This window comes from Eubacterium sp. SB2, assembly GCF_001244405.1.
In the GTDB taxonomy this organism is placed as follows: Bacteria; Bacillota; Clostridia; order Lachnospirales; family Lachnospiraceae; genus Faecalicatena; species Faecalicatena contortus_B.
This window is the reverse complement of record NZ_LN865150.1, coordinates 104,308-119,114: the sequence shown is the minus strand read 5'-3', so window position 1 is coordinate 119,114 and position 14,807 is coordinate 104,308. Positions and strand designations below refer to the sequence as shown.

Sequence of the window (14,807 nt, the reverse complement as noted above, 5' to 3'; positions counted from 1 at the left end):
AAACCCGCTAAAATTCCCCTGCCCCCATTGTATCCCGCCCCCTCTGCCCATATAATAAAGCGCAAAAAGGAGACCAAATGAAACATACTAACCTACTGACAGCAATCAAAGGAATGATCGTAGGCGGAACCATGCTGGTACCGGGTGTAAGCGGCGGTTCCATGGCTATGATACTCGGCATTTACACCAAATTAATCCATTCCGTAAGTTCCTTTACAAAACATAAAAAAGAAAACCTTCTTTTCCTTGCAGCCTTTTCTGCAGGCGGCGGATTTGGTATGGTTCTCTTTGCCCGTCCTATTCTCGGACTCATCCAAAATTATCCCATGCCTACTTTGTACTTCTTTATGGGTGCAGTAACGGGCAGTGTACCCTTAACGCTTAAGCAGGCGGACATCCGGCGCTTCTCCTGGAAATATCCGTTGTACATGGGCATTGGGCTGTCTGTGGTTCTCATATTCGCCCTGCTTCCCTCCGGCGCCTTACAGGCTGATATGGCTAAAGGGGCTGGCGGCTTGCTGCTTCTGGTATTAGCTGGATTTGTCGCAGCAATCGCACTGGTGCTGCCGGGAATTAGTGTCTCCTATCTGTTCCTCCTGATGGGGATATACGATTCCGTTATGCGGGCAATCAGCAGTTTCCGGCTGACATTCCTTGCGCCCCTTGGCATCGGGCTGCTCTTGGGAATTGTCTTTACCACGAAGCTCCTGGAACACGCCATGACAAAATACCCCCGGCCGGCATATCTTATAATTCTAGGATTTGTACTAGGTTCCATTGTGGAACTCTTCCCCGGTATTCCGTCCGGGCCGGAAATACTTTTCTGCATCCTCACTTTTGCTGCCGGATTCGGAATCATCCGGCTGGTTTCTGTAACCGAAATAAAGCAACTCCAAAAATCCAGACCCGAATATCAATAAAATAGGGGTTCGCAGGCGGATCAGCAATCCGTCTGCCCTTTATGTATCTCTTCTAATATCCGGTCCGCCAGCACCCTGGCCCCTTCTCCGTCTTCCTCCATCCCGACAAGCTCCATAAACTGCCTGCACGCTGTTCTATACGCCTCATAATCGAACGCCAGAATATTTTGGCGCAGCTGTGTTTTATCCTCTGCCAGGGAAAAGGGCAGCTCCCCGAAGGTAAAGTACAATTCCCGCTCTTCTGCCAGATACCTGGCAACATCCCCCGCAAAAAGAAATACCGGCCTTCCCGTCAGCATAAACTCAAACATACTCCCGGAATAGTCCGTAATCATAACATCCGCGGCAGACATAAGCTCCTGCATGTCCGGATAATCAGAGGCCGGGATTACGCCCTCCGAGCAGTCTGTACCCTGATATGCCACATTGGGATGCATTCTGAAAAGGCAGATATAATCCCCTCCAAATCTGTCCCGCAGAACTTCCAGGCAGGCGCCGATATCCAGCCGGTACCCCACGCCTCCCGTTTTCGACCGGAAAGTAGGCGCATAGAGAAGTATCCTTTTCTCTTCCGGTATCCCAAAATGTTTCCGTACCTTCCGGATTACCGCAGGAGGCGTATGGAGCAGAACCCCGTTTCTGGGATGACCGCACCGCATCACTTCTCCATGATACCAGAAGCTATTTCTGTATTTATCCGCCCGGAAAGCGTTATTGGAATACATCAGATCCGTCATGGATGCATCCCGCACGGCCTTTCTTACATAGGCCCGGTCCAGCCGCCCTGCATCCTGTTCATTCTTCTTCAGTCCCAGGGAAGAATGCCATGTCTGAATATAGTACTGATCCTTCTTTTTCCGTATGCGGATACCGCTCTTAAAGTTATCCACCCACACCCGCGCCGTCGCCTGCTCATACACCGCCCTGATTCCACCGTACCGGACCGGACGGATACCTTTGGGGAATTCTTCCGACATACTGCGGGTCAGCCATACGAGATCCAGATCCTCGTCCCGCTTTAACAGCTCCTCTGCTATATACTTCGGATCGCAGCCATATCCCCTGCCTCCAAAATTATCAAACACAATTTTATGATCCCTGGCCGGCAGCAATGCCAGGAAACACAGGATCTTTTCACATGCCACCCAATATGCCTTTTCCAGCCAGCACGGTTTACGCTGCTTTTTCATTTACCCTCTGCCCTCACTCATTGATATTTGCTAAAATGTTTATTCCGTTTTCATATGCCGTTTTATCGTTTGCCAGCCGGACACAGTAAGCTTCCACTATATCCCTCGGCTCTTCTTTTGAAATTTGGATTCCCACGGTCATTCCGTTCTTCCCCAACTTTTCTTGCGGAAAGGGATTTGCAAATTCGGCGCTGACTGTCCCCTTTTCCTTGGATTCCATTGCTGCGTCGGCCCTTATCCGCTTTTCCACATCCCCGCACCGCAGTATAAAATACCACCGGTAGTCCGGATTGATCATAGCAAATCCGCTGTTTCTGACCTTCAGCTCCAGCCGTAACTGCTTTTTCGCCGTAAAATGTCTGTCAATACTAAATGATTCTGCCCACGGCCTGCAGCCCAGATGCATTTTAATGTATTCATCACCCGGCATGTTGTCATATTCCTGCTCCGCCCAGTACTGCCACACCTCATGATTATACTCCGCATGCAGGTACGACAGATTCAGCTGCCGCGCTTCTTCCGCCACATTGTGTATATCAGTGAATTCACTGATAAAGGGCATCTCTCCCCCGTTAAACGGCACCTTGATGTTCGCAGCGGACCATTTCAGATCCTCTTCTCTTGTGTAATCCTCCCTGTAAGTACCCAGATCGCTTTCACTGGAAAACAGTCCGTCATTATAAACTCCCAGCCTGCCGGTGTCACATCCCCACGATTCGGCTTCCCGTATAAACTTCTGTCTTCTTACAGACACGGGGATCCTTGCATCCAGCACACTCTCCCATGCTCGGATGACCTCCATACGGTATATTTTTGTATCCATGTACCGGCTCTGGGTCCATTCCCCAAACGCCCCGATCATACCGGCCTGGACTCCCGCAATGCAGCTTTTGTATGCATTCAGAACCTGGCCGGTCTGCCGGATGTGTTTTAACATAATTTCAAACTCCGGATCCTCATACTCCCCGATAAAATCATATGCCGCCCGGAAGATCACCGAAAGCCCCAATTCCTGTGCAATCTGGAGTGTATGTTCCAGATCCCGCATCTTGTCATTCGGTATCACCGCCATTTCCCGCTCGTCATCCAAAAGAAATGTAAGCAGAACAACATCATAATCCGGGTGTTCCTCCGCCACATCATAGAGCCTGTCAGGATCACCGGTCGAGCACTGAAAATAGACTCCCTGAAAGGGATTCGCCACTCTGCTGCCACTTTCCCTGTAAGTAAAAACCAGTCTGGCCCGATATTCAGATACCAACCAGATAACCGCGGCGGCCAATAAAACTATGAGAATCATAAACCGTAGTGCCTTTCGGACTTTTCTATCTTTTTTAATCGTATCAAACCTCCGGAAATAATTTCAAATACACTTCCGCCATCACCCTGTATACCTGCGGCGAAACGGAAAATACGAGGATCGATAACCGATCCATAAATCCCGCACATTCCAGGATCTCTTTCTTATATGTACTGTAAGTCAGCTTCCATTCTGCTCTCAGCAAAGCACCCAGCTCTTTTCGGTCCGGCAGAAACTTCGCGGTCCGGTACCAGGCGATCTGCAAATTGGTAAGATATCTTTTCCTCGCATACCGTTCCAACTCCCAGTCATTGTTATCCCTGAAAAATGTAACAGCCTCCCGCAGCGCCCTGATTTTATCCAGGCGCTTTTCCCGAAAGCCGTCATTCATGATACTCCCGCCGCGCTGCAGATAACGGTACAGCGGCTGGTTTGATACGGCGACCCGGCCGGCTTCATAAAAAACACGGTATGTCACAAACTCGTCTTCATGAGTCTTCCCCTCCGGATATACCAGCAGCGACTTTAGGTCTCTGTGATAAAGCTTTCCCCAGGCAGTAATCATCGCACGTGCGCTTTCTTTCACAATCTTTTCGGCAGCCTGCCTGCCGGTATAAACCACGGTATGGAAGACCTCTTCCCCTTGATTTTTGTTCTGCCTGCTTTCGTTTTGCTTGTTTTGACCCTGTCTGCTTTTGTGCTCCCATTCCAGGCCGTATGCACAGACAGATACCTTCGCCTGGAATTCTACGGCATTATTATACAGCACCTCCAGGTATTTCGGCTCGATCCTGTCATCACTGTCAATGTATGTAATATACTCCCCTGCTGCCAGGCCAAGCCCTGTGTTTCTGGCCCCGGACAGCCCCCGGTTTTCCTGGTGCACGACGCGGATCCTGGCATCCTGCCCTGCATACCTGTCGCACATCTCCCCACATCTGTCCGGGGAACCGTCATCTATCAGAATCAACTCAAAATCCTGAAATGTCTGGCTAAGAATAGAACCGACACATCTCTCCAGATACTTTTCCACCCCGTAAACCGGGACAATGACACTTATCATATCTTTAGCTCCTCTACTGTAAGAATTCAGGCCTGCCCGAACTCTTACCCTCTACTTTAAAACTGCCGATACATACCGTTTCATCAGCGGATAACATATATAAAAAAACAGACTGATAATCTTAATTAATTTGCGTTTCAGTGCACACATGCAGAAGAGATAGAACCACCGCTGCAGCGCCGAGGGAAGTGTCTTCAGCTGTTCTGATGCCTTTGCGGTCCCAAGCGCCTTCTCTGTCTCCGCAGCATAGGCAAACGTACCTGCCCGCTCCTCAAGGCGTCTCAAAGACTTTCCTTCAAAGGGAATATTTTTTATCATTGACCAGCAGAAAGACCGCATGATCAGCGGAACAACCATATCCAAGTTCTCTTCCAGTACGCCCTCCCCCTCGAGATAACCAACCAGCGAACAAATCATGTTGACGCTTTTTGTGTGTATCTGAGGATCTGATTTTCGGGTCGTAGAAGCATGATCCGTCACATAATAGCAGACCGGACAGTCCATGCAATAAAACACTGGATAGTGGCTCCATACCTTCATATTAAACAGAAAGTCTTCCATATTCATAGACCGGATGTCATCCATCCATATATCATGCTCCCGCAGAAACTGCCTCCGGTATAATTTGTTCCACACATAACCAAACATGCTCTCCGTCTTCACCTTATGGTACAGTCCCGTTTCTGCGGCGGTTCCCTCCCGCTTCATCAGGCCTTCTCCGGCGGCGTGCACCCACTCCCGGGTTTCGCCGTTTACCCGGTAATAACTGCCCATGACAACGTCCGCGCGGACGTCTTCTGCCTGCTTCCACAGCCTGTATATACTGTCAGTGTCCGACCAGTCATCCGCATCCGCAAAACAGATATACTTCCCTGACGCCGCTCTGAGCCCGTAGTTTCTGGCCAGCCCCTGCCCGCAGTTCTCAATGTGATACACTTTGATCCTGCCATCCTCTGCGGCCTCCTCGTCGCAGATCTTCCCCGTGCTGTCCACAGAACCGTCGTCAATGATCAGAATCTCGATCTGTTCCTCCCGTTCCCATCTGCGAATCGCACGAATACAGCGTCGTATAAACTTCTCCCCGTTATATACGGGTATGATAAAACTGATCTCCATAGCGACTCCTCTTTCGATATAATTTTCCGGGCCCACGCCCTCTATGCCTTCATGTTCTTTTTCATCCTTCGGTTAAAGATGAGATAGAATGCCAGATAGCAGAGGTTGCACACCACCCCGCATACAGCCGCTTTGAGCAGAAAATGCAGGACCCCGCCCTCCGGGAGCGCCCTCACGGCAGCCCCCGTAACAAAGAGGGACACTGCCAGTAGCAGAAGCGTGATAAACTGGTAGTATATTTCATTCAAGAAGCTTTTTCTAAAATACCTGAACACAATGAGGGGTTCATACCAAAAAAGCGTGACCGCCGATGCAATGGTCGTCGCAAATAAAATACCCCACAGACCCCATATTTTTCCCAGCACAAAGGAAAGGACGATATTCAGTCCGCCCTTAATCAATATCATCCGTTTTATATTTTTAAACAGCCCGGCACTCTCCCGGTACATCTTGGTGGCAGAACGGCATATTTCCAGGTAGTAATTTACAATGATCACTATAATCACTTCCCGGGACAACAACTCCACCGTCCCCATCCAGATCCTGATAAAATCCTGAACCAGATAATAAAAACAGACGATTGTGGCTCCCGTCATCCAGGAATTGATAAACGAATAAAACTGGAATCCCTGGTATTGATTCTCCCGTTCGCTTACAGACAGCAGCTGTCCCACCCTTGCCGTAATAGCCTCGTAGAATGCTCCAATCAGGCTTGTAATTCCCGCAATAATAAACTGGTAATTGGAATAGATTCCAACCATAGCCGTATTAATAAAGCGGGAGATGAAGATATTGTCCGTATTGCTGATCAGGACTTTCCCGAAACGGTACATCACCATATCGGCCACATTATTTTTGATGGCATCTGCTTCCTTTTTTTCCAACTCCCTGCCCGGTTCAAACAAAAATCCATACCGAGCCTTCAGATATTTGCCGAAAATTCCATTTATGAAAATATTTTTCACGAGTATACAGATTACAAATGCCTCATAGCTCCTGAAATACTTTAACAGCAGAATCTCAACGATCAGAGCCGAGGCATCCACACCGCCGGTCACCGCCGCCACAAAGTATCTGCGCTGATCCGCCTGGATGAAGTAATTTCTCACCATCTGCCTGTTGTATAAAACAACGGACAGCATGAATGTCAGATATGTGACAGTGACCTCCACATCACTGATACTGGCATTTACCGAGAATACTGCAAATATGGTCGATACAGTTCCGATTCCCAGAACTACCCAGGTCATTTTTTTATAAATGCCGTCATAATACCTGTAAATTGCGGCCAGCCTTTCTTTGTCCCCCCTGGCCAGCGGGCCGTAAAAGCTGAACAGCATGGCCGTCCCCGCGCCAAAATACGCAAAGGACAGCACGTCACAGAAATTAGAGTACAGGCTTTGGAGGCCCAGGTACTCCACGTTCAGATACAGGCATATCACCCGCTTTGATATCAGATTAATCACCAGTGACAAGACCTGGCTGAGCATGCTGACAATGATATTCCATTGCAGTAGCTTTTTTCCACTATCCTGTTGCATTGCGCTCCTTCTTTCGGTAAACAACTTTTCCTTTATTAGAAGACTTCATCGTGTCCACGACTTTGTAATCGCAGAAGATAAAGGTATCCAGATTTCTCTCGATCCAGCGGATTCTGAAAAAGCTGTATGTCCATCCCGTCAGCATTCCGATAAATACCCCCGTGCCCCAAAACGGAATCGGCCACTTGCTGGAGAACAGGCTGGCAATCAGCGTAACTGCAAAAAACAGCGCGCCCGTCAGAAATGCTCCCGTCATATCTGCGAAGTAATACAGATAAATAATATTCCCATACATCATGAAAATTCCGAGAAAGGCAACGACCAGCATAGGATAAATCGTCATCGTAACACTGTCGAACCCGATCTTCTTTCCGAACAACACCATAAACAGAAATATAACCGACGTGATTGCAATCTGTGTGCCAAACACCTGGATAATCTGCTGAGAGAGCGTCCGAAACAGCTTTTTGCGTCCCTTTGCGATCATTTTATAGGTTCCCCCGATGACGCCTTCCATGTACTCTTTATAGGCAGTATGGAACCTCGTCTCCACCACAACCATGAAGGAAACCATCACGGAAATGTTTGTAAACATGGCAAGGCAGGAGGCCATGTCATAGGCCTGGTGGCTGTAATAAGTAGAAGCCACATAGAGGCGGCCGGGCACGGTCCAGAATACAAAATTATGGACATACAGGCCCAGGATGTATAAAAGGTTGGCCCCTAATAGTCGTTTAAACGACCACAAGTAATGCATACACTCCCCGTATTCGTTCGACACGCTTTTAAAATACCGCTTGATATAGGAAAAATCGCAGACTGCGATCACAAAGAATCCCAGCGACAGCCCGTATATGATGGAGTGGATCGCATCCTGTCCAGCCAACCGGTAGAAGGCAAAAGACACGACAAAGCTGATCGCCATACCAATCACAAAGAACAGCGCAATGATTTTATAATCTTTGGTCGCATGCAGATACGTGATCGCAAAAAATAATATAACCAGCGACATCCACTGCACATAGGCAGCGAGAATAAACGGCAGGTCGATCTTCCCCCGTACCCTCAGGCTCCATCCCACAGGAAGGAACATAAGCGTTGCTATGATACAGCATACAGAATTCCCCGTATAGTAGGAGGCCAGTATGTTGGAATACTCTTCCATGTAAAATTTATCCGCCAGATATCTGGAAAAGATGACATTGAACGGAGAGGTCAGTATGACGGAAAAGATAAAGGTGTAAAGTATGGTGGAGGACAGCAGCTCTCTGTCCGCATACGGCACCTTCGTCATCCCCAGGAAAAAATAGAGCAGAAGGATGGCCACGATCACCAGTATCATTGGACCGATGGTCACAAGGGAACTGTACACAATGCCCAGCATTCCCCTGGATATGCTTTCTTTCCTGTATATTTTCTTTAATTCAAATCCGATGCCCGCCATTTTTCTCCTCCTCTCTTTCTGACAGTTCAAGATAAAGATTATAATATGTGCTGAAAACCTCGGACTCATCGTATGCCTTTACAACTCTCTGGTAACCCGCCTGCCCCATCTTGATTCTGGACGCTTCATCTCCTGCCAGCTTCAGGATCGCGCGGGCAATTTCGGATACGCCCATTACAGGCACAATATAACCGGCCATGCCGTAATTGTCGCGTTCCCCCTCGATCAGCCCCTTGCAGTTCCCTACATTTGTGGCAATAAATGGTTTCTTCGCGGCAAAGCCCTCCAAAATAGAAAGCGGCTGGCCTTCGCTGATACTCGTCAGCATCAGAATATCCATCCTGCCAATGTACTCTTTTACGTCAATGATCCCAGTAAATTCCACATCCTGAATGTCCATATCCCGCACCATGGTACGGCATTCCTCCGCATATTCCTCTGCTTCCTCCATGCCCCCCATGATCCACAGCTTTAGTCTTGGCTCCATGTTTTTAGCCAGCGCAAAGGCGCTGATCATAGTCTTAACATCCTTGATAGGGGTGACACGAAGAACTGCTCCTACATTGATATATGGATCCGTATCCTCTTTCTGCCGGATCCCCTCAAATTTGTGGTAATTTACGCCGTTCGGAATAACCAGCGTCTTTTTTTCGTCGCATCCCAGTTCAATCTGGAACCTTCGGGCAGCTTCAAACAGGGATACCACCCTGTCGGCGTACTGGTAACAACATTCTCCGATCTTTTTGAACTGGTCGATCCAGATATCCTTGTAGATCCCGCTTACCCAGTCCGCCTTGATGATCTCTTCCTCCCGTTCCCGTGTGTACAGCCCATGCTCTGTCATCAGGAAGGGGCGCCCGTATAAGCTCTTCTGCATACACCCCCAGATCCCGGCATACCCGCTGGATACGGAATGGTACAGATCCGCCTTCTCCGTCCTGGATTTTAAGATCGTAAACAGGGGGAGGTAAAGGGAACGCATGGTCCAAAGGAAATCTGAAAATACAACCCTTCTGAAATTCGTATTATAGTAGTCCAGAGTCATCTTAAAAAAATCACGTCCCGAAAGCAGCGCATTCAGCGAAACCTCTTTTTCTGCAAAAAACCGGATTATCACATTCCAGTCAGGATTGCTTTCGAACATCAGGTTTTCGAACGCATCGTACTCTTCCCCTGTCAGGGAAACCCTTTTCTGGGTTTTATTATTCACATAATCGTCGTCCAGTAGATACACCTCCTGAATCTCACTGACATTCGAAGGAATCTTATATTTAAACTGCAGATTCGCATCCGGGCTTGCCGCTATAGACTGCACAACGAATTCTACATCCGGCATGGCAAGCATCAGCCCCTGCATCCAGCTTGATACCCCGCCGTTGACATAGGGATATGCTCCTTCAACAATTAAACATACTTTCATTCAAACCATTTCCTTTCTTCCTTATACTGCCCTTGTGCGGCCTCATCCGGTTCCTGTTACCTTTTCTCCTGGTATGTAATCTTTACATGCTCTTTTTTCGCATCTACCAAATAAAGCGTATCATTGATTTTAGTAGTCTCAGCCCCTTTTACCGATACTATTTCCCGGCCTGCCGGCAGGGACAGATAGAAAAATGCCCTCCCTGTAAAGTTACCGATTACTGCATCTATCCCGGTATCCGAATACGTAATATTCGGTTCCATCATTTGAAACGCTTTGATTCTGTACACGGCCTCGCCGACCGTCACTCGTTCCAGCCATGGGATATCTTCCTTTTCTACCCCCAGTATTGTCTCCAGATTGCGGCAGTAGTCAATCCATCGTACCGGTTTCCCCTCATCCGTGCCGTATAGAAACGGGGCAATATCTGTAAAAACACTATTGAATCCTATTCCGCGGCTTAACCCCTTATCCTGAAATATGACGTTCTGATATTTTTTCTTTGATATCTGCCGATATGGGATGCAGACCGTATCCGTCATCCCTTCTGTCCATTTAAAATCAGAATCCCACAACTCCAGCCGGTTATCAAAGGGCGAGTCCGTCTCCCGTTTCTGGCTGTAGCTGTTAAGCGAGCCGATCTCATTACTTCCCTCCACAATCCCTTCCAGATAATATGCGAGCATCGCATTCGAAGGTTTTTTGATCCCCTCACCGTCATCTGTGTACCATGTCGTTTTAACCGAATACCGCTCTTCGCAACGCCGGAATTCCGGGAAGAAAATATCATTTTGCACTCCCATGCTGTTTCTTTCATATTCCTTCTGCAAATAATCTGATGAGAATTCATCGGTATATGGCATTCCTGATACAACAAAGCAATAAGCATTCACGATAGGGTACATATACGCCTGGTATAAATCTGTAAAAAGAAAGCTGATTACTGCATAGCCCATGGTTGCGGACATCAGCTCCCGGTCCGCCACATAAACGCTTCCGCCCTTTATGCTGTCCTGATAACGCCAGAATACCGGGGCAAGCTTTTCGTTTTTTACCTTCTTATCCTGCAGTGCCGAGCCATAGACTTCTGTCTGCCTTTTCAGGGTTACGGCCTTCATCGTAAATGCTTCTTTGCTCTCTGCTATCTCACCGAACAAAAGATTCTCTGTAAGCCGGATCCCCTTTTTTTGCTCAATCCCCTTATAAGTATCGATTCCCAGGAGATCTCTCACGCTTTTGTCCTCCAGTGCGGTTTCCGAGGGGATCTCTGTAAAGAAAAGCGTTGTGCCTCTTTCACTGTACTGTTTTAGCAGCCTGAGCTCCTGCTCCGAAAAATCTGTTCTGCATATAAATAAGATTTCAGCCCCGGCACAATCTTCAAGCACCTCTTCCGTCCGAAAACCTTCTTTCATATTTTCAAGCTGCAGGACGGATGTCTGGTAACCTGCGGTATCCCGCCCCCAGACTACAGTCTTTTCAGCAGTCTTGTATTCTGCTCCCTTTCCGGCTTGTTCTTTATCCAGCTGCTCCGCCAGCTTCACCACCGCCTTATATTCTGCACGGTTGTCTGTTTCGACTCGGCTGGATTCATGAATGCTCCTCCAAATATTATCCAGGTTGCTCACAATCAAAAAAACAAAGAGAAGGCAGAATAGGATAATTACTATGTAAACAAATATGTATTTCTTCAGCTGGTTCTTTTTGGAAAGGTCAAGCTTATTCAGTAATTTCATTTTATGCTCCCTGTTTTATAACGCGACCAGGCATTCCATGTGCTCAACATCATTAACACCATATACTTCCCTACCTTTAACAGGCCGGTATGCATGGATACCCCCGCGGTCCGCTCATGCATGACGGCAGGTACCTCTTCGATCTTAAAACCAAGCAGCAGCATCTGCACGATCATATTCAGATCCGGATACTTTAAATCAAAGTTATTGTACTCAGCATAGAATGCAAACGCCTTTCTGTTCAGTCCCTGCAGGCCGCTGGTAGGATCGGTCAGACTGCAGCCGGTCACTTTTTTAATGATTTTCCGGAAGAAATAGATCGTATACTTTTTTAATTTTGAAATCCGGAAAGACTGGCTCCCTTCGAGAAACCTGGAACCTATCACAATATCCGGGCAGGCGCCGTCCCCACATGTGCCTTTCTGCTCGCCGCCATCCGCCGGAAAACAGCCCAGTTTTTCACAAATTACTCTTATGTTGCAGAGATCGTGCTGGCCGTCCGCATCCATCTGAAGCAGATAAGCATATTTTTTTTCCACGGCATACTTATAAGCGGTCTGCAAAGCTGCGCCGTATCCCATATTGAAGACCTGGCGTATCACCTTAAAACCGGTCTCCTCCACAATTTTTGAAGTACTGTCCGCAGAGCAGTCATCGATCACCAGGACATCCATGTACGCCTCCAGCCCCATTTTTTTCATGTCTAGAAGCAGATCTCCTATATTTTCAGCCTCATTATACGCCGGTATCATCAAAAGTATATTATTCATTCTTTGCCACCTACCTCTTCTTCCGCTAGTTTCTTATAGTCTACAGACAGATTTAATGTAAAATAAGGATCTTGTGAAATCTTAAAAACAGTCACCGTCTCATCGCTGTAATATTCCCAGACATGGTTTGGATAGATCTGTTTTACCGCCTCCATCCAGTAATGAAGCTTGGACATAACCACATCCCTCTGGTAATAATACGGCGCATCTGCACCATGCAGCCCGCTTGAATCCTCGGTCCAGTCAATGTCCTGCAGTGCCATCTCCGGGCTGATTGCCTTCACCTTGTCCGGTGCATCGATGTCGCTTCTGTCTATTTCCCGCCGGTCATTGGCAAAAGAGATCGGATGCCGTTCTGTCACTACGTATATGTCCGGAGTGGGAATATAGATACTTTTCTTTCCCCTGTCTAAGTCTTTTAACAAGTCCACGATTTCATAATGATAGCCATCGTACCGGATTACCGACAGGTCATTGGTGGGCGATATGACTGTCCACGTGTACTTTTCGTGATTTTCACAAAGATCCAGGCTCACCCTCATATCTGCCTCAGAGATTGTAATGCTGTAATAGCGCTCTTCCTTTATTCTCCCGGCAGACGACATGGCCCAGATACCGCCGGTAATCAGAATTGCGAAGGACATTTCCAGGTACTTTTCCTTTATCCTGCACAGCCTGAGCATAGTAAACAGCATTTCGAAAGGCAGCCCCAGCAGCGGGATACTCAAAAACGTCAGAAACGTTGCCATGCGCTTTACTTCGATCAGGGCCGGAAGATTCAGGTAATAGGCACATGCGAGTATCGCGCCGGCCTCCCACAATACAGCCCAGAAGAGATACCCCAGATACCTTATCTTCTGTCTGGAAAAGATCAGGCCCAGCAGGGCATAAACGGCAAGCGCCCCGTCCGCCAGCATAAGCATACTGGCCGTATCTCTCTTGTTCACATAGTTGTAAGACAGATATTTGGATTCATCCTTCAGAAGATTTTCCGCAAGCGTCAGGACATCTTCCTCCCGCCAGTTATAGGACTTTGCTTCCGCCTTACCGCCATCCGCATCTTCCTGATTCTCCGACTCCGCCGTTGTCTGTGCGATCCCCAGCGCCCATTCAATGGAACGCTCAAACTCATATCCGTTCAGATATCCCCAGACGTAGGGGATACACGCCAGAATAACGCCTGCAAGCCCGGCCGCAGCAAATCGAAGCAGGACTTTCTTTCGCAGAATGGGAATGAAAAAGACCAACCCAAAGCAGACGCAGATAACCAAACAAAGGATGGTGATATAAAAATGGGCCATGAGCGTCCACGTAATACACGCGGAGAACAATATCAGCTCTCCCTTCTGCTTATTTTTTATGTACGCCAGCATGGCATAGACCATGCCGAAAGCAGCAACAAGCCCGAACTCCATTGGAAAGGAAAACTGAAATCTAAAATAGGACGTAGTATGGAATAAATCCGTAAAAACAAAAAAGGCCCAGCCTGCCATGGCCACATATCTGTTGGAAAAGAATTTTCTGAACAGTGCATATGCCGAGCCAAAAACCATGACGGTTGAAAGAACCGAAAAGTTCAGGTAAACCCGGGTAACATTCATCGGAAACAATGTTCCAAGCGCTGCATTCAGGGTATGCACGCCATGGGGATACATTCCGGCCGGGAACAGGTTACCATGGATCAGCGCCCCGATCCAGTAAAGGTGGGTCTCCTCGTCCGTGTGCCCATACCCCGTGTTATGCAGTTTGTACCATCCGTAAAACCAGATGATCCAGGCCATCACAGCACTAAATATCAGGATTTCTGCCACATTTCCCTTAAGACAGCGCTTCTTTTGGATCAGCCACCCCAGCAGCTTCTGCCTGATTTTACGGAAAAACACCTGGAAGCCATAGATTCCCAGTATCAGTTCCTTCAGGACCTTTGCCGAACGCCGCCAAAAGGCCATGATCCTTCTGCGCTCTCTCCAGGATGTCAGGGATAAAGGCAGGATAACCAGCAGGAGCAGCAGAGAAATAAAATGAACCAAATGCAGAAATCCAAGTAAAAGAACAATAAAGTTAATATATAAATTTCCGATGCACTGATAGAAGAAAAAACGGAAAGTCAGCTCTTTTTCGGCTGTATATTTTCGGAGGCAGACAGAGGGAAGCATCAGAGTCAGAAAAAAATATCCTGCCGCGCTCCCTATTATCGTCCACACATTTTCCCATATCATCGTCATCTACCACCCTGTCTGTTTATTCAAGTACACCCCGGAATTACCAGGACGGGGCGCACGTCGTGTGTCATGTCATGCTTCTTTTCTC

Annotated in this window: 11 protein-coding genes; 1 reads left to right on the top strand and 10 read right to left on the bottom strand. The window is 47.8% G+C overall.

All coding sequences use genetic code 11. From position 1 onward, the window contains the following. Positions 1 to 77 precede the first annotated feature (77 nt). Positions 78 to 920 carry a DUF368 domain-containing protein gene (locus tag BN1938_RS03815; protein WP_050639328.1) on the top strand — a complete coding sequence of 281 codons (843 nt, stop codon included), beginning with the start codon at positions 78 to 80 and terminating at the stop codon, positions 918 to 920. Between the two features lie 20 nt (positions 921 to 940). Here the strand turns inward: BN1938_RS03815 and BN1938_RS03810 are convergent, their stop codons facing one another. The 10 genes from BN1938_RS03810 to BN1938_RS03765 are packed head-to-tail and all read right to left on the bottom strand — an operon-like array spanning position 941 to position 14,722. Further along, on the bottom strand, positions 941 to 2,110 hold the full coding sequence (locus BN1938_RS03810) for a CDP-glycerol glycerophosphotransferase family protein (RefSeq protein WP_050639327.1): 1,170 nt from the start codon (positions 2,108 to 2,110) through the stop codon (positions 941 to 943). Positions 2,111 to 2,123: 13 nt separating this feature from the next. Next, complete coding sequence (locus tag BN1938_RS03805; RefSeq protein WP_242843799.1) at positions 2,124 to 3,410, bottom strand: DUF4832 domain-containing protein; 1,287 nt, start codon at positions 3,408 to 3,410, stop codon at positions 2,124 to 2,126. 43 nt (positions 3,411 to 3,453) lie between these two features. After that, positions 3,454 to 4,473: a glycosyltransferase family 2 protein gene (locus BN1938_RS03800; protein WP_050639326.1), complete on the bottom strand. Its 1,020-nt coding sequence runs from the start codon at positions 4,471 to 4,473 to the stop codon at positions 3,454 to 3,456. Positions 4,474 to 4,524: 51 nt separating this feature from the next. Next, positions 4,525 to 5,589, bottom strand: coding sequence for a glycosyltransferase family 2 protein (locus tag BN1938_RS03795; RefSeq protein WP_050639325.1), 1,065 nt, complete (start codon positions 5,587 to 5,589; stop codon positions 4,525 to 4,527). A gap of 41 nt (positions 5,590 to 5,630) precedes the next feature. Then, entirely contained in the window at positions 5,631 to 7,130 is a 1,500-nt protein-coding gene (locus BN1938_RS03790; RefSeq protein ID WP_050639324.1) for an MATE family efflux transporter, read from the bottom strand. After that, positions 7,117 to 8,574 (bottom strand): exopolysaccharide Pel transporter PelG, encoded by a 1,458-nt coding sequence (gene pelG, locus BN1938_RS03785; protein ID WP_050639323.1) that lies wholly within the window; start codon positions 8,572 to 8,574, stop codon positions 7,117 to 7,119. Before pelG ends, BN1938_RS03790 begins: the two co-directional genes overlap by 14 nt. Then, a complete protein-coding gene (gene pelF, locus BN1938_RS03780) occupies positions 8,555 to 9,994 on the bottom strand; it encodes a GT4 family glycosyltransferase PelF (RefSeq protein WP_050639322.1) in 1,440 nt (479 codons plus the stop codon). Before pelF ends, pelG begins: the two co-directional genes overlap by 20 nt. A gap of 56 nt (positions 9,995 to 10,050) precedes the next feature. Then, positions 10,051 to 11,727, bottom strand: a complete 1,677-nt coding sequence (locus BN1938_RS03775; protein ID WP_050639321.1) for a DUF2194 domain-containing protein — start codon at positions 11,725 to 11,727, stop codon at positions 10,051 to 10,053. Beyond that, on the bottom strand, positions 11,724 to 12,497 hold the full coding sequence (locus tag BN1938_RS03770; RefSeq protein ID WP_050639320.1) for a glycosyltransferase family 2 protein: 774 nt from the start codon (positions 12,495 to 12,497) through the stop codon (positions 11,724 to 11,726). Before BN1938_RS03770 ends, BN1938_RS03775 begins: the two co-directional genes overlap by 4 nt. Beyond that, positions 12,494 to 14,722 carry a pilus assembly protein gene (locus BN1938_RS03765; protein ID WP_242843798.1) on the bottom strand — a complete coding sequence of 743 codons (2,229 nt, stop codon included), beginning with the start codon at positions 14,720 to 14,722 and terminating at the stop codon, positions 12,494 to 12,496. Before BN1938_RS03765 ends, BN1938_RS03770 begins: the two co-directional genes overlap by 4 nt. Positions 14,723 to 14,807 lie beyond the last annotated feature (85 nt).

What these genes read in the sequence shown, in the direction of transcription:
- BN1938_RS03815 (WP_050639328.1), top strand. Translation starts at nt 78, where the DNA reads ATGAAACATACTAACCTACTGACAGCAATCAAAGGAATGATCGTAGGC.
- BN1938_RS03810 (WP_050639327.1), bottom strand. Translation starts at nt 2,110, where the DNA reads ATGAAAAAGCAGCGTAAACCGTGCTGGCTGGAAAAGGCATATTGGGTG.
- BN1938_RS03805 (WP_242843799.1), bottom strand. Translation starts at nt 3,410, where the DNA reads ATGATTCTCATAGTTTTATTGGCCGCCGCGGTTATCTGGTTGGTATCT.
- BN1938_RS03800 (WP_050639326.1), bottom strand. Translation starts at nt 4,473, where the DNA reads ATGATAAGTGTCATTGTCCCGGTTTACGGGGTGGAAAAGTATCTGGAG.
- BN1938_RS03795 (WP_050639325.1), bottom strand. Translation starts at nt 5,589, where the DNA reads ATGGAGATCAGTTTTATCATACCCGTATATAACGGGGAGAAGTTTATA.
- BN1938_RS03790 (WP_050639324.1), bottom strand. Translation starts at nt 7,130, where the DNA reads ATGCAACAGGATAGTGGAAAAAAGCTACTGCAATGGAATATCATTGTC.
- pelG (WP_050639323.1), bottom strand. Translation starts at nt 8,574, where the DNA reads ATGGCGGGCATCGGATTTGAATTAAAGAAAATATACAGGAAAGAAAGC.
- pelF (WP_050639322.1), bottom strand. Translation starts at nt 9,994, where the DNA reads ATGAAAGTATGTTTAATTGTTGAAGGAGCATATCCCTATGTCAACGGC.
- BN1938_RS03775 (WP_050639321.1), bottom strand. Translation starts at nt 11,727, where the DNA reads ATGAAATTACTGAATAAGCTTGACCTTTCCAAAAAGAACCAGCTGAAG.
- BN1938_RS03770 (WP_050639320.1), bottom strand. Translation starts at nt 12,497, where the DNA reads ATGAATAATATACTTTTGATGATACCGGCGTATAATGAGGCTGAAAAT.
- BN1938_RS03765 (WP_242843798.1), bottom strand. Translation starts at nt 14,722, where the DNA reads ATGACGATGATATGGGAAAATGTGTGGACGATAATAGGGAGCGCGGCA.